General features: G+C 62.5%; 15 protein-coding genes. 1 reads left to right on the top strand and 14 read right to left on the bottom strand.

The features are described 5' to 3' along the window. Positions 1–112 precede the first annotated feature (112 nt). The gene (locus ABJF10_RS13330) at positions 113–1,594 is read right to left on the bottom strand and encodes a DUF1501 domain-containing protein (RefSeq protein ID WP_348545073.1); all 1,482 of its coding nucleotides are present in this window, start codon (positions 1,592–1,594) and stop codon (positions 113–115) included. 3 nt (positions 1,595–1,597) lie between these two features. After that, positions 1,598–4,996, bottom strand: coding sequence for a DUF1553 domain-containing protein (locus tag ABJF10_RS13325; protein WP_348545072.1), 3,399 nt, complete (start codon positions 4,994–4,996; stop codon positions 1,598–1,600). A 118-nt stretch (positions 4,997–5,114) separates the two neighbouring features. On the opposite strand from ABJF10_RS13325, the gene ABJF10_RS13320 reads away from it, so the two are divergent. Next, positions 5,115–5,819 carry a GntR family transcriptional regulator gene (locus ABJF10_RS13320; protein WP_348545071.1) on the top strand — a complete coding sequence of 235 codons (705 nt, stop codon included), beginning with the start codon at positions 5,115–5,117 and terminating at the stop codon, positions 5,817–5,819. A gap of 9 nt (positions 5,820–5,828) precedes the next feature. On the opposite strand, the gene ABJF10_RS13315 is transcribed toward ABJF10_RS13320, so the two are convergent. The 12 genes from ABJF10_RS13315 to ABJF10_RS13260 all read right to left on the bottom strand — a co-directional run. Further along, complete coding sequence (locus tag ABJF10_RS13315; protein WP_348545070.1) at positions 5,829–7,325, bottom strand: DUF1501 domain-containing protein; 1,497 nt, start codon at positions 7,323–7,325, stop codon at positions 5,829–5,831. 4 nt (positions 7,326–7,329) lie between these two features. Then, entirely contained in the window at positions 7,330–10,371 is a 3,042-nt protein-coding gene (locus tag ABJF10_RS13310; RefSeq protein WP_348545069.1) for a DUF1553 domain-containing protein, read from the bottom strand. Positions 10,372–10,678: 307 nt separating this feature from the next. Then, complete coding sequence (locus ABJF10_RS13305; RefSeq protein ID WP_348545068.1) at positions 10,679–11,323, bottom strand: response regulator transcription factor; 645 nt, start codon at positions 11,321–11,323, stop codon at positions 10,679–10,681. Between the two features lie 8 nt (positions 11,324–11,331). Further along, positions 11,332–13,326 carry a discoidin domain-containing protein gene (locus ABJF10_RS13300; protein WP_348545067.1) on the bottom strand — a complete coding sequence of 665 codons (1,995 nt, stop codon included), beginning with the start codon at positions 13,324–13,326 and terminating at the stop codon, positions 11,332–11,334. A gap of 28 nt (positions 13,327–13,354) precedes the next feature. Further along, positions 13,355–14,812 (bottom strand): DUF1501 domain-containing protein, encoded by a 1,458-nt coding sequence (locus ABJF10_RS13295; RefSeq protein ID WP_348545066.1) that lies wholly within the window; start codon positions 14,810–14,812, stop codon positions 13,355–13,357. Positions 14,813–14,815: 3 nt separating this feature from the next. Next, positions 14,816–17,473, bottom strand: a complete 2,658-nt coding sequence (locus ABJF10_RS13290) for a DUF1553 domain-containing protein (RefSeq protein WP_348545065.1) — start codon at positions 17,471–17,473, stop codon at positions 14,816–14,818. Positions 17,474–17,560: 87 nt separating this feature from the next. Further along, entirely contained in the window at positions 17,561–18,484 is a 924-nt protein-coding gene (locus ABJF10_RS13285) for a dihydrodipicolinate synthase family protein (protein ID WP_348545064.1), read from the bottom strand. Positions 18,485–18,492: 8 nt separating this feature from the next. Next, positions 18,493–19,713 carry an MFS transporter gene (locus ABJF10_RS13280; protein ID WP_348545063.1) on the bottom strand — a complete coding sequence of 407 codons (1,221 nt, stop codon included), beginning with the start codon at positions 19,711–19,713 and terminating at the stop codon, positions 18,493–18,495. 4 nt (positions 19,714–19,717) lie between these two features. Then, positions 19,718–20,776, bottom strand: coding sequence for a galactose oxidase (locus tag ABJF10_RS13275; protein ID WP_348545062.1), 1,059 nt, complete (start codon positions 20,774–20,776; stop codon positions 19,718–19,720). Between the two features lie 4 nt (positions 20,777–20,780). After that, positions 20,781–21,536, bottom strand: a complete 756-nt coding sequence (locus ABJF10_RS13270; protein ID WP_348545061.1) for an RraA family protein — start codon at positions 21,534–21,536, stop codon at positions 20,781–20,783. Then, complete coding sequence (locus tag ABJF10_RS13265) at positions 21,533–23,638, bottom strand: FAD-dependent oxidoreductase (protein WP_348545060.1); 2,106 nt, start codon at positions 23,636–23,638, stop codon at positions 21,533–21,535. Before ABJF10_RS13265 ends, ABJF10_RS13270 begins: the two co-directional genes overlap by 4 nt. Then, a partial coding sequence (locus ABJF10_RS13260; RefSeq protein WP_348545059.1) for an FAD-dependent oxidoreductase occupies positions 23,635–25,024 on the bottom strand: 1,390 nt, incomplete at its 5' end. The genes ABJF10_RS13260 and ABJF10_RS13265, both read right to left, overlap by 4 nt.

Genomic DNA, 25,024 nt, shown 5'->3' with positions numbered 1-25,024 from the left:
ATGGCAGCGCCATCCCGGCGCGTGAGGACACGCGCCCCACACCCCAGCGCAGCGTGCCATTCGTGAACACCGCCTGGGGCGGTTTAATACTAACCGCTTAGGTTCGCCGTCTCTAAGCCAGCACCTGCTCGATGACCTTCCCGTGCACGTCCGTGAGCCGGCGCTCGATGCCGTTGTTGTAGAACGTGAGCCGTTCGTGATCCAATCCGAGGATGCGCAGAATGGTGGCGTGCAGGTCGTAGATCGTCGCGACCTGCTCGACGGCCTGATAGCCGAAATCGTCCGTCGCGCCGTGGCTGAACCCGTGCTTCACGCCCGCGCCCGCCATCCACACGGTGAACCCCTTGGGGTTGTGATCGCGTCCGTTCGCTCCCTTCTGGAAGGTCGGCATCCGCCCAAACTCGGTGACGAAAACGAACAGCGTATCCGCGAGCAATCCGCGCTCCTTCAAGTCGCGCAACAGCGCCGCGGCGGGCTGGTCGAGAATCGGCGCGTGGATCGCATACTGGTCCTGGATTTTCTTGTGCCCGTCCCAATTGCCCACGCCCTCGCCCATCGCGTAGGAGCCATTGAACAACTGCACGAAGCGCACGCCGCGCTCGAGCAACCGGCGCGCGAGCAGGCAATTCTTTCCGAAGCCCGCCTTCGTTGCATTGGCATCGTGGATGCCGTAGGCCTCGAGGGTGGTCGCACTTTCGCCCGCCGTCCCGCTCACTTCGGCCGCGGCAAGCTGCATCTTCGCCGCGAGTTCGTAGGCGGAAATCCGCGCCGCGAGATTGCTGTCTCCCGGATTCTGGGCGAGGTGCCGGTCGTTGAGCACTTTCAAGAATTCGCGCGTCGCCCGGTCATCGCCTGCGCTGATTTCCGCCGGACGTTCGAGATTGGGAATCGGCTTGTCGGCATTGAAGGCCGTGCCTTGAAACACTGCCGGCAAAAAGCCCGACGACCAATGGCGCGAGCCAATCTGCGGCACCCCGCGCGGATCGGGAATGGCCACGAACGCCGGCAAGTCGCGGCACTCGCTGCCCAGCGCGTAGGTCGCCCACGAGCCGATGCCGGGAAAGCCATCGAGCGTGAAGCCGGTGCTCATCTGGTTCTCGGCCGGACCGTGGGTGTTTGATTTCGCGGTCATCGAGTGAATGAAGCACATCTCGTCCGCCATCTCCGCGAGATGCGGCACGAGATCGCTGATCATCTTCCCGCTCTGCCCGCGCGGCTTGAACTCCCACAGCGGCTTGACGAGGTTCCCCTGCTGACCCTGAAAGGTCACGAGCCCGTCGCTCCCGGGCATCGGCGTGTCGTGCCGCTTCACCAGCTCCGGCTTGTAGTCGAACGTGTCCACGTGGCTCATCGCTCCCGAGCAGAAGAGCATCACCACGCGCTTCGCCTTCGCCGGAAAGTGGGGCGGACGGGGCGCATACGGCTGGCTCGGATCGATGATCGGGCGAATCGGCGAATGGTCCTCGGCCAGCAACCGCTGCTCACCCAGCAAAGCGGCGAGCGCAATGCCACCGAGCCCGGTGCCACCCCAGCGCATGAAATCGCGGCGGCTCAGCAGGTGCCGACCAGCATGAGAAAGAAGCGGATCATTCATGATTCAAAATACGTTGATGAACTCGTTGGCATTGAAGAGCGCACGGCAGAAGACCTTCAGCCCGTGCCCGGCGATCAGTTTCGCCGCCGCCGCCGATTCCTCCGGCGAAGGCGCGCGCCCGAAAGCGAGCAGGAAAGCCCGCTGCACCTGCGCCGTCAAATCCCCACCGGCCTCCGTTTCCAGTCGCTCGCAAAGAAAGCCGGCCTGCTGCATGGCAAACGGGCTGTTCAGCAAATTGAGCGCCTGGAGTGGCGTGGTGGAACTCGTGCGGCGCGGCGCGATCTGGCCGGCGTCCGGGCAATCGAACGCCCCGAAGACATCATCCAGTTGCACCCGCGGTTTCGTTTGATAGACCATGCGGCGGAATTCATCGGGGCCGAACTCCTTTCGCGAGGCATACACCTTTACGTAATTGTCGTTCGGCTCGAATAGATCGAATCCCGGCCCTCCCATGCGCAGGTCGAGCTTACCGCTCACGGCGAGGATCGTGTCGCGCAGCGCCTCGGCCTCGAGCCGGTGCGGCGGAAAACGCCAGAGCAGGCGCGAGCCCGCATCGATTTTCAGCGCCTCCTCGTTCGGCTGACTCCCCTGCCGATACGTCGCGGAAAGGACGATCAGACGCTGCAATTCCTTCACGCTCCACCCGCGGGCCACGAATTCGCCCGCCAGCCAGTCGAGCAATTCCGGATGCGTCGGCCGCCCGCCGTTCAGGCCGAAATCGCTCGGCGTATCCACGATCCCCGTGCCGAAATGATAGTGCCAGACACGATTGACGAAGACCCGCGCCGCCAACGGATTCTTCGGATCGACGATCCAATTGGCCAGCGCCAGCCGGCGCTCCTGTTCGGGCGCATCACCGGCCAGGGAGAGATTCCCGCCAAACTCCGTCAGCCCGCTCGGCACCACCTCCTCCTTCTTCTGCATCGGATCGCCGCGATAAAGCCGGTAGGTCGGACCCGGTTGCTCGAACTTGCCGGCGTAGACCAGGGGGAAGGTCGTCAGGCTGCGAATCTGCCCCTCCAGCTTGCTCCGCTGCGCCACGAGTTGGCCCACCTCCTCCACCTGTTCCGGCGGTACGTTGCTCAAGGTCGGGATGGCCGCGATGCGCTTGCGCATCTCCGGCGGCAGTCGATCGGCCGACGAAGCCACGGCCTGCCACGCCTGGCCGTCCAGGGAAACCTCGACGCGATAATTCGTCGGCTGGCGGTCGTCGTAGATCTTCTTCGCATCGCTCCGGTCGCGGCTCCACGACACACGTTGAATGCGCTCGGGCTTCGCAAATTCGAGCTGCACCCAGCCCACCCCTTTTTCATTCGAAATCCAACTGTAGTCGTTCCCGTAACGCCCGTCGTTGAGGTGCGCGATTTGATGTTTGAGATTCTCTCCGTTGTTGAAGACCCCCGAAGCCGTCGCCTTCGTTCCCGCCGCGGCCAGCGCGACGTTGCGCGACTTCTTCTCCGCGGTGAAAACTTCCAGTTCATCAAGGCACGGCTCGCCGGAACTCGTGGCGGCAATGGTGAAACGCACGAATTTCGCCTCGACCGGCGAAAACAATTCCTCGTTCACCCGATGCGTGACCGGCACGCGGACATGCGGCGCCACCGGCCGGCTGTCCGCCGCCGTATTCGGGTCCACCTCTTCGAAGAGCACGGCATCCGCTACGATCGGTCCCGTGACGTCGCCGGAACGCAGCACCACCCGGCTCTCGGGCTTCAGATCAAAAACTCCCGCATCATAAAGGCCGCTCCAGCGCCGCTGGTCAGGCACGGCCGGCGCGCCATCGGCAAATTTGCTCTGGTCGACCTTGGCGATTTCCACCTGGTCCTCCGTCGTGCGAAGGTCGCCGTCGCGATCGAGCACGAAACGCGCATCGCGAGTGTGCGTCTTGTAGGCGCCCCACGAAAGCCAGATGCGATAGCGTCCCGAGACCTTCGGGTCCCACGAAAAGAAGTCTTCCCGCTGGCCGGCCTGCGCCAGCCAATAGCGATAGCTTTCGCCCAGATTTGGCACCCGCGTAATATCGCCCGGGTCTTCGGCCTGCCCTTTCTCCTTGCCCGGCGAATACGCGATCGGCTGGCCGTTCTTCGGCTGCTCGATCTGCGTCACGCCCGGTTGCGCGGGCGGGCCGGAAGGCGCGGCATTGTCATCCAGCAACACGACGCGCTTTTGCCGGGCCAACGGACGAAACTTCCCCAATTTCGCGTCGACCGGTGCCAACTCCGCGCGGACGGCCTCCGCCTGTTTCAGGCGTTCCGCCATGTCGGGCGGCCGCATGGGCCGCTCGCGGTGCATGACTCCCTGAAAGACCGCCGTCACCGCGTAATAGTCCACCTGCGAGATCGGGTCGAACTTATGATTGTGACAGCGTGCGCAACCCAGCGTGAGACCGAGAAACGTGCTGCCGGTGGTGCTCACCATGTCGTGCAATTCATCCGCCCGCTGCTGGGCCGTGAGCACTGGATCGGGACTTTTCACCGTGTCGTACGAGCCGCCCACGATGAAGCCGGTCGCCTCATCGACTCCCAAGGCGTCACCGGCCAATTGCTCCCGCACAAATCGATCGAACGGCACGTCTTCGTTGAATGCGCGGATGACATAGTCGCGATAGGGCCACGCATTCGGTCGCGGGCGATTGGTCTCAAAGCCGTTGCTCTCGGCGAAACGGACCACGTCCAGCCAATGGCGCGCCCAGCGCTCCCCATAGTGCGGCGAGGCCAGCAGCCGGTCGACGAGCTTTTCGTAGGCCTTGGGGTCCGCATCGGAGACAAACGCCTCGATCTCTTCCGGCGTCGGCGGCAACCCCAGGAGATCGAAACTCAGCCGGCGGATCAGCGTCCGTCGATCTGCTTCCGGCGAGAGGTTGAGATTCTTTTCCTTCAACTTCGCCAGCACGAAGGCGTCGATGGGATTGCGGACCTCCGCCCTGGCCTCCGTGATCTGGGGCGGAGCGGGACGCTTGAGCGGTTGGAAAGCCCAGTGGCTCTTCCTCGGATCGGAGGGCTGCGCCTCCACCGGCCAGTTCGCACCTTGATCGATCCAGCCGCGCAGCAGGCCGATCTGCTCGGCAGTCAACCGGTCGCCTTTCTGGGGCATCAACATGTCCTCGTCCAACCCGGCGACAAAATGGATCAACGGGCTCGCCGCGCTTTTGCCAGGAACGATATTGGGCGCGTGATCGTCGCCGCCCTTGAGCGCGCTGTCCCGCACATCCACGCGGTAACCGCTCTTTTGCTTCTCCGGCCCATGACACTTGAGGCAGTGCTTGGCCAAAAGCGGCTGGATGTCCTGCACGAAATCCACCGGGCGTGTGGCGGGAGGAGGCAGCTTCGTCACGTCGATTTCCGCCGCGCGAAGACCCACGGTCACAGAGAGCGACAGGAAGCTAAGGAAGGCAGATTTCATGAGGGAGTTCAGGATTGTATGCAATCCGTCTTTTGTATACAAACCATTTCGAGCGCTCTATATTAGCGCCGCAACTGAAAAAATCCCAACGTCACCCGGTGACCTTCACTACATCTTTTTGATCTTCCAAACCGCACCCGCCGCGAGCGGCGAGCCCATCTTCAAACCGGATCTCGTCCGGCGCATGCTCTTGAGCATCTTCGGCGGCACCTGGAAAGCGGGCGACCGCTTGCGCGAGGAAAACCTCGCCGCCCTCTTCCGCGTGAGCCGCACGCCGATTCGCGAGGCCTTGCAGGAGCTCGCCGCCGTGGGGTTGGTGGAACTGCGCCCCAACTGCGGGGCGCTCGTCGCCTCCTTCGGCCCGCGCGAGATCGAGGAGATCTACGAAATCCGCGCACTCCTGGAATCGGAAGCCACCCGCCTGGCCTGCACCGACCTCCCCATGGAGGAGTTGCAGCGATTGCAGGGTGAATTGACGGACTTGCTCAGCGCCTCACCGCGGTCGCCGGCGTGGTCGCAACGGGCTTGGGATGCAGACCGCCAGTTGCACGGCTTGATCGCCACACACTGCCCGAATCGCCGGCTCGCCCGCGAGATTGCGCGTTATGGCGCCTTCGTCCAAATCGTCCGCGAAACAGTGGGCAACCGCGACCGCGCGCAGGAGGGTGCGCTCAAGGAACATCAATTGATCGTCGCCGCCTTGCTCCGTCGCAACCCGCTGAAGGCCTCCGAAGCGATGCGCCTCCACATTCACCAGGCGGGCCAAACCGCCGTGGAGGCGATCCGCCCTCTTTTTGCGCCACCCAAGGGGCGCAAGAAGTGATCGCTGCGCTCAGGCAATCAATTCTTCGATGACTTGCCCGTGCACGTCGGTCAGCCGGCGGTCGATGCCATTGTGCCGGTAGGTTAGCTTGGTGTGGTCGATGCCGAGCTGGCGGAGGATGGTGGCGTGGATGTCGTAGACCTCGGTCGGGTTCTTGCGGTCGAGCGGCTTGTAGCCCCACTGGTCGCTCTCGCCGCAGGTCGTGCCGCCCTTGATGCCGCCGCCGCACAGCCAGTTGGTGAAGACATACGGATTATGGTCGCGGCCTTTACCGCCTTGCGATGACGGCATCCGCCCGAACTCCGTCGTCCACAAGATGATCGTGTCTTCGAGCATCCCGCGCTGCTTGAGATCCTGGATGAAGGCCGCGCAGCCCCGCGCCATCCCGTGCGCCAGTGGGCCGTGATCGCGCCGCACGTCCTCGTGCGAATCCCAATTGCGGCGCGGAAAGCCGTTGTCGTTGCCGCTCCAGACCTGCACGAAACGCACTCCGCGCTCGAGCAGCCGCCGCGCGGCCAGACACTTCTGCGAAAAGTAAAATGTCTCCTCCTCCGCGTTGATGTCTTTCGACCACGTTTGCGGTCCGCGATCCAGTCCGTAAAGCTTCTGCACGTGTTCCGGCTCGGCCTTGAGATCGAGCGCCTCGGGAGCGGCGAGTTGCATTTTAGCCGCCAGCTCGTAGCTGCGAATGCGTGCTTCCAACCGCTGGTCGCCCTCGCGCGTCGCCGCGTGTTCGCGATTGAGATCGGCCATGAGTTGCTGGGCCGCGCGCTCCGCGTCCTGGGTGATGTAGCTGCCGGACTTGTGCGGAAACAGGTCGGCGATCGGGGTCGGCGCGCCGGGGTAAATGATGGTCCCGCTGTGTTGCGAGGGAAGGAACGCCGAGTCCCAGTTTTTCACGCCGTTCGACCCAAAGCCACGATGATCCGGAAGCACGACAAAGGTCGGCAGATTGTCATTGAGCGAACCCAGGCCGTAACTCACCCAGCAACCCGCGCCGGGGAAACCCGGGAGCTGAAATCCCGTCGCTTGCAGAAGCGTCGCGGCACTATGGACGCCGGATTTGCCGACCACATTGTGAATGAACGCGAGGTCGTCGGCGACGGCGCCCAACGGCGCCACCACTTCGCTCAGCATCTTCCCGCACTGGCCGTAGGGTGCAAAATCCCAGACCGGCTTGAGCCACGGCCCGAGCCCATTTTGGAAGGCCTCGACGCTTTCACCAAAATCGCTCGGCTGCCCATCGCGCTTTATCAACTCCGGCTTGAAATCAAAAAGGTCGATGTGACTCGCCGCGCCGGCCATGAAGAATTGGACCACGCGTTTTGCTTTCGCCGGAAAATGCAGGTGACCGGCGAGCATGCCGTCCGAGGCCTGCGCCCGCCCGGTTCCGAGCATTGAGGCGAGCGCCAGGCCGCCGAGGCCACCACCGGAGCGCCAGAGGAATTCGCGGCGGCTAATCGCGCCGGGAGGACGAGGGCCATGAAATGGGGAGTCGTTCTTCATAATATCAATCGACGAAGATGAATTCGTTGAGGTTCAGCAACACGCGGCAGAAATTAGGCAGCCCGTTGGCCTTGGCGAAAGCGACCGATCGCTCGCGATCCGCGCCATTCGGCGCATGGCCAAGCGCCAATCGATACGCGCGTTCGACCTGGCCGCTGAGGTCTGGCGATTCGCCCTGCACGCGTTCCGCAAAATGCTTCGCTTGCATCACCATGAAGCCATTGTTCAACAGCGCGAGTGCCTGCAACGCGGAGAGGCTTTCGTTGCGCCGGTCCACGCGGATGGAAGGATCGGCGCAGTCGAGGGAAGTCATCCACGGCTGGGTCTGCGACCGCACGATGAAGCGGTAGATTGCGCGCCGCTGCGTCCTGGCGTCATCGGGATCGGCCAGGCCGTATTCGTAGTGGGGCGAGTGCTCCGGGTGCTCGACCACGAAGTCCTGCCAGCCCGGCCCTCCCATCGTGAGATCCAGTTTACCGCTCACCGCGAGCACCGAATCGCGCACGGCTTCGGCTTCGAGCTTGCGTCGATTCTGGTGCCACAGGAGCGCATTGTCCGCATCGATCTTCTCGGCGGCTGCATTCGGCGTGGAGGCCTGGCGGTAGGTGGCGCTGGTCACGATCAGCCGATGCAACTGCTTGAGCGATCCGCCGCTGTCGCGAAATTCTGCCGCCAGCCAGTCGAGCAATTCGGGATGGGAGGGTAAGGCACCGTTGCGGCCGAAGTCATTGGGCGTTCCCACGAGGCCGTAGCCAAAGTGATATTGCCAGACACGGTTGACAATGCTCCGCCAGGTGAGCGGATTCCGCTCGTCGGAGATCCAATGCGCCAGCGCAACCCGACGTTCCCCTTCCGGTGCCGTGGATTCGACGGAGAAGCGCGCGGGTTCAAACTTCAGCATGCTCAGCGCGCCCGCCATCGCTTCCTTGCCCGGTTGGGTCACCTGGCCGCGCGCGAGGACAAAGATCGGGCGAGGCTTGCCGCCATCGGGGCCGGTGCCCCGGAAGTTCCCCGTACCGTCCTGGATACCACCCGCGTAAACTTTGCTCGGCGGAGGCAGCTTCTTCAGTTCGGCCATCACCTTCGTTTGCTCATCCAGCAGGGCTGCACGCGTCGCCTTCGTTGCCTCATCGGCAAACCTCAGGAGCAAGGCTTCCCTCTCTTGCACCAGCTTCTCTTTCTCGTCGGGCGATTGCGCCACCGGCGCGATGCCATCGGTTAGATTCGACTTGCGCCAGCGGGGCGGAGCCTCGATGGAATCGAGCGCGGACACGGCCTTGCCCTGCGCGACGTTGATCCCCGCGGGGTCGAAGACCTGCAACTCCGCGAGCGCGAAGATGAAATCGTTCTTGCGCGGCGCGAGCTTCGTCGCCGTGACCCGCACGTAGCGGCCGGCGATGCCATCGTCCTTGGCACCGCCCGTCGTGAACGATTGCAACCCGGGATTCTTAAAATCCGTCATGAACGTCTGGTCATGACGGCGCCAAAGCAAGCCCACGCCCGTCTTGAATTCCGGATCGTCGCACGTCTCGACTTTGAACCGCACCGGAAAGCCAAACCCGGCGCCAATCGCGTTGAAATCGTCGTAGCAAGGCAGCAGCGTGACGTGGTCGATATCCACGTGCTTGCCGAGGTCGACTTGCACCCATTTCACGTTGTCTTGAGCCTTTGCTATTGCGCTGTGGTAACCGAAATCCGGACTCGCGTTGCCCAGCTTTTCCGCCGCCGCTTTCGAGGCGCCATCGATCTTGCGCGTGAGCGCGGCAAATGGCTCGCCCACCTTCGCCTTCAGCGGCTTCTCCAGTTCGGACAGCGCGCGCTCCACATTGCGCCGCCGGCTTTCCAACTCCTGAAAGCGCGCGTTGAGCGCATCGTCGCGATAGTATTTGCGGTCCGTCCGATCCAGCGCCGCGAAGACCGCCTGGAGGGAATAGTAATCCTCCTGCGTGATCGGGTCGAATTTATGATTGTGGCACTGCGCACAATGCACGGTGGCACTGCAAAACGTGCCGATCGTATTCGCCACCATGTCGTCCCGGTCCAGATGGCGCGCAATCTTGCCGTCGGTCTTCGTCTCCGGCACCTCGCTGTGGCCGATCAGATCCCAAGGTCCCGCGGCGATGAATCCGAGCGCTTCGATCCCGTCACGCGTCTTCGGAAAGAGCACGTCCCCCGCGATCTGCTCCTCGATGAAGCGCCCATACGGTTTATCGTCATTGAAGGCGCGAATGACGTAGTCGCGATACGGCCACGCGTTCGGACGCGGCTTGTCTTTATCGTAGCCGTGCGTGTCCCCGTAATGCACCACGTCGAGCCAATGCCGCGCCCAGTGCTCGCCGTAGCGGGGAGAGGCCAGCAACTTTTCCACGAGCTTCTCGTACGCTTGCGGTGTCGTATCGGCGGCAAAGGCGTCGAGTTCCTCGGGTGTCGGAGGCAAGCCGATGATGTCGAAATAAAGCCGGCGGCAGAGGGTGCGCGCGTCCGCCTCGGGCGATGGGGAGAGATTCTTTTCCGCCAGTTTGGCGCGGACAAAGGTATCGATGGGATTGCCCTCGTCGCGAATCGTCGGCCGGACCACCGGTTTCAGCGACCACCAATCCAACGGGTCGCGTTTGGCCTTGCTCAAGCTTTCGGGCCAGATTGCCCCTTGGTCGATCCACGCCCGCAGCAGGCCGACCTGCTCAGCGCTCAACGGATCGCCCTTGGCCGGCATCTTCATGTCGGGATCGAGCCCGCCGACAAAGTGAATCAACGGGCTCTCCGCACTTTTACCAGGGATGATATTCGGAGCGTGGTCGTCGCCTCCGGTCATGGCAGCCTCCTTCAAGTCGACCCGCCAGCCACCTTTCTGCTTCTCCGGCCCATGACACTTGAGGCAGCGCGCTTCCATGATCGGCTGAATGTCCTTCGCAAAATCCACGGGACGCGTCGCAGCCGGCGGCAACCGGGAGAGATCGAGTTTCTCCCCACCCAGTGCCGGCAACGTGACGCACCCCGCGAACAGCAAGGCGACACTCCAGCAGCGTGCAGGAATCGGGAGAAACATGGCCGAAAGCTAATTGCGCCGCCGATTACACACCATCACGCATGCGCGGGATGGCATAACGGACGATTTTCCGCGATGGAGCCAATGGAACCAATGGAGCAATGCACATTTTCCGCCGAGTCATGGCACACTTCCCCGCATGAACTCCGACGATCCCATTCCCCGGGCCACGGCCAGATCGCCCACGTCCCGCCGGCCATTTGCCCGGGATTCAGTCCCGGCGCCCGGCGAAGAAAAAGCAGCCGATTTAAGGTGCCTTAAGCCCTCTTAAGCCGATTTAAGGTGCGAGCTTTTTAAACAGTGGCACCTAGACTAGCTTTTCCTTCAACGCCTTGGCCACCGCACCGGTGCGCGTATTGACTTCCAGTTTCTGGTAGATGTTGCGCAAGTGCGTATCCACCGTGTGGAAACTGAGATCGAGGATGGCGGCGATTTCCTTCTTCGTCTTTCCCTTCACCATCGATTCCAGAATCTGCGTTTCACGCGGAGTAAGTCCGTAGTCGCCGCGGGTGGGCGCAAAGCGCGCAAACATATCGAGAACCCGCCGCGCAATGCGCCCATTCATCGGCGCACCGCCCGCGAGGGCATCGCGAATGGCCCGGGCGATTTCCTCCACCGGTGCGGTCTTCAACAAGTAGCCGGCAGCCCCGGCACAAATGGCGCGGAAGATTTTGTCTTCATCCTCAAAGACCGTGAGGACGATGACGGCGGCCTGCGGGGCCTGTTTGCGGAGGAGTGCAATCCCCTCCAGACCGCTCATCCCTGGAAGACCGACATCGAGCAGCACCGCCTGCGGCGGAGGGCGGTGTGACAGAGCCGCCAAGGCGTCTTCACACGAGGCGAATCCGCCGAGGCAATGGAAGCCATCTTCCTGGTCCAGGGCGCGCATGATGGCCCGCCGGAACGTCGCATTGTCCTCGATCAGCCAGATGGTGATGGATTCGGCAGGCATGGTAAAAATCAAGAATGGCCCACCGGCGACGATGAATCCAATTTCACCCGCAAGGTGACGGTCGTGCCGGATCCAGACGCCGAGTCGATCTGCAATTCCCCACCAATGGTCTGCGCACGCTGTCGCTGACTGCTCAAGCCATGGCCTGCGGTCGCGACGAGGACATCGAAGGCCGTTCCGTCATCCGAGATTTGCATCACAAATTCACCGCCGGTGTCCGCCAGCCGAATGGTCACTTGTTTTGCGTCTGCATGGCGCCGGATATTGTGTAACGCCTCCTTGAAGATGAGCAGTATCTCCCGCTTCCATTCGAGCGAAATAGGCTTGGTGAGAGTGCCGCCATCGAATTGCCATTCCAGTCCCGCGAGCATGACCGCAGCGGTTTCGCGCAGCTTCATGACGAAATCTTCCGCGCCAGAGGCTCCGGGCTTGATGAGCCAGACGATGTCGCGCATCGAAGCCGCCGTCTCCCGGGCAACACGATTGATCTCCGCGAGGTCGGCGTGCGCATCGCCCGGCTGGCGGAGCGCCATCTGGCTGAGCAGGGCGATGCTGCCCAAATTACTGCCGATTTCGTCGTGGAGATCTCCGGCGATACGCTGGCGAAGCGCTTCCACCTCCAGTCGCCTGGCCCGCACCCGGCGTTGCAACCACCAGCCGAGCACCGCCACCAGCACGAATAGCGAAACGAGAAGGTAGCGCGACGCCAAAGCCGTTAGATCCGCCATCTGATGCACTCGCTCCGCCTCGAGTTCCTGGAGTTCATGCTCGATCTCCCGGCGGCGGGACAAACCACGCAGCCACGTCTCCACTTCCAAAATGCGTCCCTGACTATTGAAGCCATCGACGAGAAAGCGACGCGCCCAACTTGGCGCTTCGATGCTATCGGAGGAGGTAACGGTTGTTCCCAAAGCCACGTCTTTTCCGCCGGAGAAGGCCCCCAACTCGGCGAGCGCGAAGATGAAGTCGTTCGTTCGCTCCCAGAGTTTCGTCGCGGTCACGCGAATGAACCGGGCGCGGACATCCTTGACTGGAACAACAACGGGGTTCTCCGCCGGGTTGACGTAATCCGTTTGTGTCTGGTCGAAGAGCATTACCGACTGCGCAAAACTGACATCGTTGGAAGCTTCAACCCGAAAGCGCGGAGGAAAACCAAAACCGCGTCGCGCGGGGAAATCTTTGGGCCGCGCCGGATAGAGCCGCACCTCATCGAGCGGCACTTCCGATCCCAGGTCCACCTGCACCCATTTCACCGTGTCGGCCGACCGTTCCGTGCGGGCGTGCCAGCCATTCCCCGGCGCCGGCGCAATCTCCACGGCCGCCCCGAGCATGCTCTGGCCATCGGTCGCGTTGGCCGGCTCCCAGGTCGGCGCGTTGTTATAAGCATCGCTCGCCGTCACCGCTGCGCCCACCCCGACATTCAGCCCAGCGCGTAGCACAAAGACTTCGCCGAGGGCAAAGAGGGCGAGATCATCCCGCGGCCAAAGCCGCGTCGCCGTGATGCGGATGAACCGCGCCGCAGCACCCGGCGTGGACAGAAAGACCGGTGCATTCCCGGGATTCGGAAAATCCGCATCGTCGTAGGCCACCAGCAGCCGCGGCTCGGAAAACGCCGCGTCATCCGAGGCCTCCACCCGAAAACGCAACGGAAAGCCGAAACCCGGTCCCGGATGTGCGCCGTATGCTACGTCGACGGGCACCAGGACCACCGCATCGAACGTCGCCGCACGATGGAGGTCCAATTGCAGCCACTTGGTTGCGTTGGCGGTGCGGGAGAATTGGCTATGCCAGCCGATGCGCTCGCTCTGCTGCGACACGGGCGGCTGGGGCAGTTTCGCCAACTCGGATTGCAGCGTCTGCTCCCGCTCCAGGATCTGGCGGTAGCTGGGGCTCAGCGCCCGCGCCACGGGCTCGAGCCAGCGCTGTTCCTGGGCCGCCGCTGGTGACGTGGCGAGCCACGATGCGCCCAGCGCATAGAGTAGCGGCCAGCAGCGGGAGAACATGGCGACGAGCAGACTCGCTGTTCGCGTTTCAGGCAAGCAACTCGTCGATGACCTCGCCGTGCACGTCGGTCAACCGGCGTTGAATGCCGTTATGATAAAAGCTCAACTTCTCGTGGTCGAGGCCGAGGAGTTGCAGGGCGGTCGCGTGCAGATCGTAGCAATAGGCCGGGTGCTGCGCGGCCTTGAAACCAAGCTCGTCGGTCGCGCCGTAAGCCACGCCGCCCTTGATTCCCCCACCCGCCATCCACGCGGTGAATGCGCCCGGATTATGGTCACGGCCCCCTTTGCCTTGCGCGGCCGGTTGACGGCCGAATTCCGTGGTGCAGATGACCAGCGTCGAATCAAGCAAGCCGCGCTGGCGCAAATCCTTGAGCAATGCCGCGGCGCCGTTATCCAGGATCGGGCCCCAGTAACCGTGGTCGCGCACGAGGTCTTCGTGCGAATCCCAATTGGGACGGATCTTCTTCGCGGTGGTGTTTTCCGCGCCGCAATAAATCTGCACGAAACGCACGCCACGCTCGACGAGCCGCCGGGCCAGCAGACATTGGCGCCCAAAGGGACCCAGGTCTTCGTGCGCGAGCCGGTAGAGATCCTGCATCGTGTCGCTCTCGCCACGCAGGCCAGTCACTTCCGGCGCGCTCAGTTGCAGCCGGGCCGCCAGCTCATAGGCCGAAATGCGCGCCTCCAGCTCACTGTTTCCCACGTGCTCCGCAGCGTGCCGGGTATTCAGTTCACGGAGGAAGTCGCGGCCTTCCTTCTCGCCGGAGGCCAGTGAGTCCGCGAAGGATTTTGGCGGAAAGAGGTCGGCGATCGGAGCAGTACCGGCATCGGTATTCAACGGCGTACCCTGGTAAACTGCGGGCAGAAATCCCGCGCCCCAATTGATGACGCCGCCGGGCGGAAGACCACGCGGGTCGGGCAGCACCACGAATGACGGGAGATTGTCACTCTCGCTGCCGAGCCCGTAGGTAACCCACGCGCCCATCGAGGGAAAGCCCGGCAGAATGAAACCGGTATTCGCCATGAACATCGCCGGCCCGTGCAGCGCGCTCTTGCTCTGCATGGAGTGGATGAACCCGATATCGTCCACGCACGTCGCGAGCTGCGGGAAGAGATCGCTCATCCACCGGCCACATTGGCCGTGCTGGCGGAATGGCCAGTAGCTGCCCTGGCATGAGCCGGGCTTGGACGCGAAGAATTGCAGCTTGCCGTCGGCATCGAAGGGTTGGCCGTTGCGGCGCGCCAGCTCCGGTTTGTAATCCCAGGAGTCGATATGGCTGAGCCCGCCCGGGCAGAAGATCTGGATCACCGCTTTGGCCTTCGGCGCGAATAGGGGTGGCTTGGGCGCGAGCGGGTTCTTCGCGCCTTCGCCCGCTTTGGCCATCATCGCCGTCAAAGCGACCCCGCCCAGGCCGCCGCCCAGTTGCCACAGGAAATCGCGCCGATTCACGAAACGCTGGTGTCCGCTGCAACGAGAGGGATTCATGGCTTAGTCCAGATAGACAAATTCATTGGCATTGAGCAGGAGACGGCACAGCGCCGCGAGCCCGTGACCGGCACAGAACTTTTCCGCGGATACCGACTCGGTATCCGTCGCCGGGCGAAGGAACGCCAGTTCGAATGCGCGACGGGCTCGCGCCGACGGATCCGGCCCTGCCTCCCGTTTCACGCGCTCGGCAAAGTGTCCAGCCTGCTTCAACATGAATTCGTTATTCAGCAACGCGAGTGCTTGCAGCGCGGTCGTGGTGTTCACTCGTACGGGCGTAAGATTTGCGGGATTCGGGCAATCGAGCGTCGTCAGGAATTGCTGTGGCGTCGTGCGCACGACAAAACGATAGATGCTTCGGCGACAGAGCTCCGGCCGATCGGCCGTGATGTAGCGGTAAATCGGCGCATACGCCTCGGTGTAATCGAAATCGCGGAACCCCGGGCCGCCCATCGACTCGTTGAGTGTCCCGCTGACGGCCAGCACCGTGTCGTGCAGGGATTCGGCGTCCAAGCGTTGCGGGTTGGCCCTCCAGAGCAAACGGTTTTGCGCATCGAGCGCCGCGGCTCGGGCATCGAATTGCGACGATTGCCGATAGGTGCGGCTGGTCACGATGAGACGCTGCATAGCCTTCAACGACCAATTGCGCGCCAACAACTCATCCGCCAGCCAATCCAGCAACTCGGGATGCGATGGGCGGTCACCGCCATGCCCAAAGTCGCTCGGGGTGCTGACGATCCCCTGTCCGAAATGATAGTGCCACAGCCGATTCACGATCACCCGGCGCGTCAGTGGATTGCGCGGGTCCGTGATCCAATTGGCCAGCGCTACACGGCGCTCGCCGTCCGGCATTTCCTGGCCACCAAAGCTCATGGGCAAGGTCGCCCATTTGATCGCGCCCGGCACCACGGCATCCTCTGGTGTCTCCGGATTGCCTCGTTTGAGCACATGCACCACCTCCGGAGTCTCGCTGCGAATGGCATACACCTTCGCTGGAGACGGCAACGACTTGATCTGCTGATCGAGCTCAGTCCGACGTGCCTTGAGTCGATCCAATTCCCCCCGATTCTCCTCCGCCAGATGCGGAGGTTCCTCCGGGGCCAATTTCGGATCGCCAAAGAAGATCTGGTCATTTCCGATGCCATTGCCACCGTCCGTGCTCATCAGCGTGAGGAAATGCGCGGTCACCGGCAAGTCCACATCCACCGGCACGCCGGCCGCGCGATCGTTCAGGCCCAGACGGCGTTCGCGCAGCACGCCATCGACGTAGACGTGAAAGTCAGCGCGTCCCGCCTCATTGTGCCCGCCGTAACCAACGGTCGCACGAAAGCGCATCTTTCCCCGCCCGGACTCTTTCCGAATCGCCTCAAGGTCGAAGGTGATGCCCGCGTTGGCGTGCAGACCGAGCAAGGTGTGCCCGTTCGTCGCAAAATCCACATCACCCAGTTTCGTCGAAGCCTGCGCATTCACAGGCCCGTTGCGAATCGCGTCCCACGCCTTCGCAGAGGTCGACGGGACATCGGTTACCTCCAGCCCAGTCGAACTGATCGGCACCGCCACATGGCCATCGGCGCTGCCATTAGGAATCAAGACACCATCCACGAACGATGACGACCCGCGCACAAATTGGTTGGCCACGGCGTTCTCCAGATAACCCAGCTTCTTTCCCTGTGGATGCCCCGATCGGGGATCGATTCCCTCACCGGCCTTGCCCGTACCGTATCCATTGCCGCCGCCCACGATATCCGCCAGATCCAACGGATTCCCCGCCAAACGACCGATCTCGCGATCCACTTCCGCACGCTCCCGATTCCACACCGCCAATTGCGCCGCGTGCGCCTGGCTTTCCCCGGCATTGACCTCGCGCTCGCCGCGGCGAACACCGGCGAAAACCGACCACAGCCCATAATATTCGCGCTGTGAAATCGGATCGAGTTTGTGGTCGTGGCAGCGCGCGCAATTGATCGTCATTCCCACCGTCGCCGTGATTACCTGCGTGACCATGTCATCGAGGTCGCCCGCGCGCGCCGCGCGCCGGAGCATGTCGCTCTTGGTCTCGACCTGTCCGACGAAATCCCACGGCCCCGCCGCCAGAAAGCCAGTCGCAATCACCGCAGCCGGCTTGTCCGATGCGAGCACATCACCGGCGACCTGCTCACGCAGGAATTGGTCGTACGGCTTGTCGGCATTCAACGAGTCGATGACGTAGTCGCGATACCGCCAGGCATTGTCGCGTCGCTGGTCGCGTTCGAAACCGTGCGTGTCCGCATAATGCGCAATGTCCAGCCAGTGTTGCGCCCAGCGCTCGCCGTAATGCGGCGAGGCCAACAGTCGGTCGACGAGCCGCTCATACGCATCCATACGCTGGTCCTCGACAAAGGTCTTCACTTCTTCCGGCGACGGCGGAAGTCCCAGCAAATCGAAGCTCAAGCGGCGGATGAGTGTCCGGCGATCCGCCTCCGCCGAAAACGCGAGTCCCTTCTCCCGCAGCTTCACCGCGACGAAGGCATCGATTGGGTCGCCGGGTTGCGCAGAGGCGCCTTCCGACGGCACCGCGGGTCGGATGACCGGCTGCACAGACCACCAGGCGGCTGGATCTTCGCGTGGAGTATCGGCGGCGCGGAGCAACCCCGGCAACATCACGCCCACGAGTGCGCTCAAAATGGAGGGTGCTTGGGGAAACTTCACGCGCGGAATGTAACCATTCCGCCGAGTTCCGCCCATCACGCAAATGCGGGCGGGGAGGCTTTAGGCTCGCGAACAGAGCTGGAAGAACCCAGCCGCCTCCAGTTCCGCACGCAATTGCGCTTCCTGCTTTTCGCTGAGCGTCCGCAGCGGGAGACGCGTGGGTCCACAATCAAGGCCAATCATTTTCATGATCGCCTTGCCGGCGGGCAGGCCCCCATAGCGAATGAAAATCTGGATGATCACGTTGGCCGCGGCCTGCTTTTCCTGCGCCAGGGCCAAATCCCCTTTTTCAAAAGCGGCGATCACTTCATGAAAGATCGGCGCCAGGAAATTGTAGGTACTGCCGATCGCTCCGCGAGCGCCCAAGGCCAGACCCGCCACGAGAATCTCGTCGCGCCCAAAAACAATATCGTAGCGCCCGCCCTCCAGGCGCAGGCACTCCGCAAAATCCATGAGATTTTCAAAAGTAAATTTCACCCCGGCGAGATTCGGGATGCGTGCCGCCGCGGAGCGTAGGAAATCGGCCGCCGAGAGGCTCACCCCGGTCATCGAGGGAATTTGATAGTAGTAAAATGGCAACGCGGGAGCCGCGGCGGCGACTTCGGCGCAAAAGCCCACGAGATCGTCCACACTGCCCGGCTTGAAAAAGAACGGCGAAAGACAGCCGATACCCCGCGCGCCGATCTTCTCCGCATGCGCCGCCAGCGACCGTGCGTCAGCCAGGCAGGTATGTCCGACATGCACGACCACGCGCAATTGCGGACCGGCAACCTGCTGCCAGCGTTCCGCCACTTGCATGCGCTCCGCGACGGTCAGTGAAACCCCTTCGCCCGTCGTGCCACAGACAAAAGCGCCGGTGACGCCGTTGGCCACGAGCGACACGGCCTGCTTTTCGATGACCGGCAGATTCAGGCTGCCATGGGCGTGAAAGGGAGTGTAGGGCGCGGCGATCAAGCCGGTGAGCGGAGTGATGGATTTCTGCATATTAAATTTCAGGCAGCGCCGCGGTCGCGATCGCTCGGGCGCAGCCGGAACATGACAACCGCGGCCACGAGCGCTGGGATGGCGCAATAGGCGAAGCCGAGCGCGAGCGGCGTGCCGCCGTCTTTGAGCCTGCCTAGAAATGGAGTCACCAAGGCGCCGGCGGCCGTGCCGCACAAATTCATCAAACCATAGCCGGTCGCCCGGAAACGCGGCGGAGCCACCTGGCAGAGAATCGGCATGCTATTCGCATCGAACATGCCGAATCCGAAGCCGTAGAGCGCGGCGCAGGTGATAACCATTGAAAAGCCTGGCGCCAATCCCACACCCGCGATTGCCAATGCGGTGAGTGCCAGGCCAGACGCGCTCACCCAAGTGCGGCCATGGGTGTGGCGCGTAAACAGGAAATCCGACAGGCGTCCGCCGATCAACACGCCGCAAAAGGCCGCGCTGGCATTCGTCACGGTGGCCCACAACCCCGAGCTCTTCTGGTCGAGGAAAAAGCGGTCTTGCAACAGCGTCGGCAGCCAGTTTTTCACCGCCCATCCCGATAGGCTGGGCAAAGCAAAGCAGACGACCAGTAGCGCGTATCCGACCCACAATACCGGCACGCCACCGGGATCGGAACGTGGTTCAGGGGATGTCGTGACCGGTCCACGCTCCGGCTTGTCCTCCAGCAAAACTACCAGCGCGACGCTGTAAGCCACTCCCACCCAGCCGCAACTCGCAAAAGCCGTGCGCCACGAGATGCTCTGCGCGATCCAGCCACCGACACCACCCAGCGCCTGGCCCATATAGATACCGCTCATGTGAATCCCAATCGCCAGGGAACGCGTCGTCCCGCGATGATAGTCCGCGATAAGCGACAGACCCGCCGGGATATAAAAAGCCTCGCTGATGCCCATGGCGCGGCGCAGCCAGATGAGCGTAGTGAAATCGTGCGCCGTGCCCATGACCAGCGTGACGCCCGACCATACCCCGAGGCTGGCGACGATCAGCCATTTGCGATTCACGCGATCTGCGACAAAGCCACCGAGCGGACTGGCGAAAGCATACACCCATAGGAACGCTCCCATGAGCTGCCCATAGACAGCGGCACTCTGCAGTTCCGCGATGTCCTTCTGGATCGAAAGTCCCATCGTCGCGAGCATCTGGCGATCGAGGTAATTGAGAAGAGCGACGGGCCAGAGAAGGCCGACGACGAGCCAGGCTTTGCGGGTGGAGGAAGACATGCGATTAGCGGAGCCGCAGCGACCAGACCTCAGGCGTGCGAACCCGCGGGCGCACTTCGCCATTGGGGATCACCATGCGGTCTTGCCACAGCACCGCCGGCACAGTTGCACGGGAAATGGGCACGCTGTCGAGCACCGTCCACGCATCCGCCACCGTGTCGTAGCTCAAGGCATTGCGCGGAAAGCCCGGATGCTTTTCCACCGGCTGAAATGTGACGTTCAACCCATCGTCCCCGGTCACGACCAGCAATCGGGTGCCACTGGCCGCGGCAGGCGTAGGTGCGGCTGCAGCGGCGCGCGGGAGATCGGCCAGGCGCTTCCAGCCCTGCCCCGGGGTGAAGCGATACGCGTCGCGCAGAAATTCGCGCACGGGTTTGCCATCGTCGCCTGCCGTTAGCTTTACGCCGCTGAACAAATAGAACGAACCGTCAAGCACACCCGCGACCGGGAGCATCCGCTCAGGGCCTGGCCACGGATCGAGTTCATGCCACAATAGTTCCGGGGCATCGAGATCCAGCGCCCAAAAGCTGTGCAGCGCCGTCGTCGCCAGGGCTGTCTCAATGCCCCCGGCAACATAGATCATGCGACCCGCCAATGCGCCACACGCATTGGCGCAAGGCATCGGCAAGCTCGGCAACGCTTTGCGCTTCAGCTCTCCATTCTTCAGGTGGAGCACGAAGGCATCCGCGTAGTGGCGCGTCGCATCACTGCCTCCAAGGCAAATCACACCGTCGTCTGCGCTGATGGATACCCCGTAACCCAGCGGGCGCGGCAGTTTGCCACCCACCCGCCATTTTGCATTGGGACGCTCGAGGATAAAAATGGAGTCGTACCATTTCTTCACAAACGGTTCAGCCCACTTATCGCCCGGGATATTCGCGCCACCGGCCACGAGCAGTGCGCCGCCGGTCACACCCGCGAAGGGACTGGCAAAACCCTCGCGATCGGGAATCGGCGGCAGTTGCTCCCAGTCCATTTGCGGCAACGCCTGGGTCTGCGCGGAAGAAGGCACGTCCATCATGAAACAGATCGCGACGATCGATGCGTAAATGCGCCACGCCATGAATTCACCATTCCCCTTTCCGTCCGAATTTTCCCCGCGCGTTTTCGCCGAACTTACGTCCCGCTTCATTGATCGCCGCGAGCACGTCGCCCGTCGCCTTGCCAGCCGTGTCACGCGCGGCCGGGATCAGCGTCTCACATTCATTGGCATCCATAAAACGGGCCGCCTCGAGGAGACGTGCCTCATCTTCCATGGGAATGACCAGAAAGCCATGCTTGTCGGCATGAATAAGCTGCCCCGGCTGCACCTTGCGCCCGAAAACCTCGACCTCACAATTCCACCGCACCGGGCAGGAGAACGCGTGACCCACACACATGCGCCGCGCCAGCGCCTTGAAGCCCGCGTTGGTCATTTCGTCCAAATCACGAATCGCTCCATCGACAATCGTGCCCACACAGCCAAGCGCGCGATGGATGTTGCTATTCACCTCGCCCCAAAAAGCGCCGATGACCTGCGGCTTGTCCAGATCCTGCACGACCACGATCTTCGGCCCCTGCACGCTCGCCACATATTCACGATATTCGCTCCAGGCGCGCGGGTTCTTTTGCGGATGCTCCGCCTTGCTTGGCTCGAAAACGACCGTGATGGCGTAGCCCACCATGGGGCCCATTTGTGGCATGAAGTCGCGGGTTTCCTCGAGATTGAAACCCGCGGCACTGGCGTCGTGTTTCGTGATTTGCTCCCAACCATTGTAAATGGTGGGCGTGTTCCAACGCTTGAGTTGCAGCAGGTCGGAATGGGTCAGGTGTGTGGAGTTCATGGATTGAGAGCGTTATAAAAGGCCTGGCAGACGTCGCCGCGCCTCAGCGGTATTTCTTGCAGGGGTCTCATCATGCGCGCGATGGTCAAGGCCGGAATCCGGGCGTCAGAAAGCTGGCCCTCGAGCCAGGCGATCGTCACCGCCGGACCATCCTTTTGGTCAATGTCGGCGAGCCTGGCCGCCATGGCGACGGGATCGAGCTTGCCGGCTTGCATGTCCGCGAGGGCCAGGATCCATTGCTTCGCCACTTCGCGAGTCAGTTTGCGATCCATCTGCGCATCGTAACTGGGGAAGAAGCCTTTCGTTCCGAAATACTGCGCCGCTGGAATCCAGGCGTCGTTGCGATCCCCCTTCACGTCATTGTAAAAGGTAACGAGCTGCCGTTGGTCCACCAGCGCGCGCACGAGCTTGTCGGCGTCAAGCTGGCCCGGCGAGGTGTGGTCGCGTTTGGCGAGAGCGACGGCCATTCCAGCGGCCTCGCCGGTCGACATCCACACCGGTTCGAGTCGCACCGCACCCCACGCCACATGAGTCGCACTGAGACACACGGGGACGAGCAGATTGTCCACGCCCTGCGGCAGCATGGAGCGATACGGAATCTGCGCCGGGCGCGATTCCTCGGTGAGGATCAACTTGCCGTCGTAGTGAAAGCCCGGCCGCGAATCATTCGTGCAGGCGTGCGAATCCATGTACCAATCGGTGATCGCGACGCTGTCCGTGAAAACCGGCGTGCGCCCGCAGCCGGGCGCGAGCGAATTGTCGTGCTCGGTAAAGACATGCCGGCCCACGAGACGCCGCGCTTCGCGCACATACATCTCGTACGGAATGTGGTCGTGATCGGGAAACTCGTCCTTGGGCAGCCCCCATTCCCGGAATTTCGCCCTTGCACCATCCGAGACAGACTCGTCGTTTTGCAAAAACCAGATCAAGCCCAGCGCGAAGTCGAGATGCCGCTGGGTGATTTTCTCACGCTCCGGCCAGGTCGCTTCGGGATACGCATGATTTTCGCCCGGAAGGATCGGGCTGTTCATGTGCGATTTGCCGTTCGGCCCGGCGTTGGTGGCGATGCTCTTGCGTGGAAAATGAACAAACTCCTCGCGATTGTAGCCCGCCGGCGGCGCCTCCAGCATCACCCGATTGGCCGGATCCTTGGTGACACAAAAGCGGTAGTTGTAGGCCTGAACCGCGCCATCGGCAGTGAACGGGCTCGTCGGGTCGATGCTTCCCTGCCGCGAAATGTATGGCCGAATGTTGAGCCGTCCTTCGACCGCGGCCTGTGGCGCCGGCGCACTGTCGATATTGACAAATACCTTACCCGCGTGCGGCTCGTCATATTCCTCCCGCCCTTCACGGCCGACACGATAGGGCACTTTGGCCAAGGCCAGCAAATCGCCCTCATACGTAGCGTCGGCAAAAGCCGCCGCCTCTACCTTGATCATGCGGTCTCCGCCGTATTCCCGCAGCGTCACACTCCGCAACAACGCGCCGTCGCGTTCCACGGCACTGGCGTAGTGCGAGAGCAGCAGCGTGACGTTCTTTTCCCCGGCGACCAACCGGTTAAACTCCCGCTCGACGACATGTGGCTCCGCCCAACTCACCGGATAATGCTCGTGCGTGCAGCGGATGATCTGATGGTCCTTGGAATCCTTCCCGAACGTATCGATGTAGTGCTTTTCGGTATTGCGCAGCAGTTCAGTAAAGAGCGGTGCGCGCGCGCCGCCGTAAAGCGCATCCCACTGCATCAGGCCGTTGGTCATCATCCCGCCGATATGCCGGTTGTGCTGCACGAGCAGAACGGAGCATCCTTCCCGCGCCGCCCGTACCGCGCACATCACCCCGCTGCCCGTGCCGCCGATCACGACCAAATCGTAAGTTTTCCCGGCCACTTCTTGCGGCACCGCATCATGGGCGAGTTGCACAGGCTCCCGCTCCTCCACTCGCGCATGCCCAGGCGCCGGCGTTTCCGCCAGCGGCGACAACGCGACCGCCGCCGCCTGTTTTGCGCGCAGCGCCGCTTGCTCATCGTTGCCCGCCGGCCCAGCAGCGGACAGGACGAGCGTAATCGTCAAGAGAAGCGAAAATGAAAGGATCGTTTTCGTCATGGGGAAACTTTCCATTCGAGAATCTGCCCTTCCCTCTCCAATTGCGCGTGCAGCTTCACGTAGTCAACCTGCTGGACGGAAGTGTGGTCATCGATCGCCAAACACGCCGCCGTCGCCGCCGACTGGCTCGTCACCATCAACACCGGCTCCATACGGATACTACTGAAGGCCGTGTGGCTCGCCGAAAGTGCGAACGTCACGAAGAGGTTTTCGCATTCACTCGCGCGCGGCACGATCGCACCGTAGCCGATGGGATAAGGCGGTGCATCACCCCGACCGCCAACCGTCTTCCCCTCGCGGGTCACCATACCGTCTTTCACGATGCGGCGGATTTCATGCGTATCGGTGCCGTAGGAACCGAGTCCGACGGAATTCGGCGCGACCTGCTTTCCAAACGTGTGATGCTCGGTCATCACGAGATCGCTCACCATGCGGCGCGCCTCGCGGATGTAGATTTGGTGAGGCCAGCCGCCATTGTCCGCAAATTCGTCGTGCGGCAGACCAAAGCGCCGCATATCATCGCGCACTTTCGCCGGTACCCGCGGATCGGTCGCGAGGAAATGCAGGAGGCCGCGGTGATAGTTTTCGTGTTCCTTCGCGATCTGCTCGCGTTGGGAGTACGACGCTTCGGGCCATTCCCAGCTCGCTCCCGGCAGATTGCCCCCGAAAGTTGCCGTGTTGAAATCCCACTTGTTGTTCGGCAATGCGTCGTATTTCGAGAACCACCGCAGATCCATATCATCGCCCATGGCCACGCAGCCCTCGATGAAGCGGGCGACCAATTCGTAACGTCTCGGGTCATAATCCGGCGGTGGCGCAATCGGCATCCGGTCCGTCGCCGTCGTCAGGCAAAGACGGAAGCAATATGCCTGCACGCCGGGGGCCGGTTCGCCAGGGCTCCCCGGCTCGCCGGCATTCAAGAGCGGCAGCAATCCGCTCTTGGAGTCGCCCTTCACCACATACGGATCGAGCGGCAGATCGCGATCCCACACCCCTTGGCCGCTGGGCGTTCTTCCATTCGCGCGCGGTTTTGCATGATCCGTCCGCGGCGCAAAATTCGACGCGTAGTGAATGCCATTGTAAGTCTCGCCGTACTTCGCGTTGCCTTCGCGTGTCAGCGTATAACCCACCCCGGCCTTCGCCATGAGATCGCCCTCGTAGGTGGCATCGATGAATATCGCCGCCCGGAAGATCGTGCCGTCCTCGGTGGTCAATTCCGTGATGCGCGCCCCCTCCTTCTTCACCGCCGCGAGGCGCGCATGAAAATGCACCGGCACCTGCGACTCTCTCGCCATATCCGTGAACACCTGCTCCGCCACGTGCGGTTCGATGGAATAAGCGCCCCCCGTCGCTGGCCCCCCACCCTTGCTCTTGAATGGCTTGTCC

The sequence above is a fragment of the Chthoniobacter sp. genome (genome assembly GCF_040003245.1).
In the GTDB taxonomy this organism is placed as follows: Bacteria; Verrucomicrobiota; Verrucomicrobiia; order Chthoniobacterales; family Chthoniobacteraceae; genus Chthoniobacter.
The sequence above is the reverse complement of the archived record's forward strand: the minus strand, read 5'-3'. Positions and strand labels throughout refer to the sequence as shown.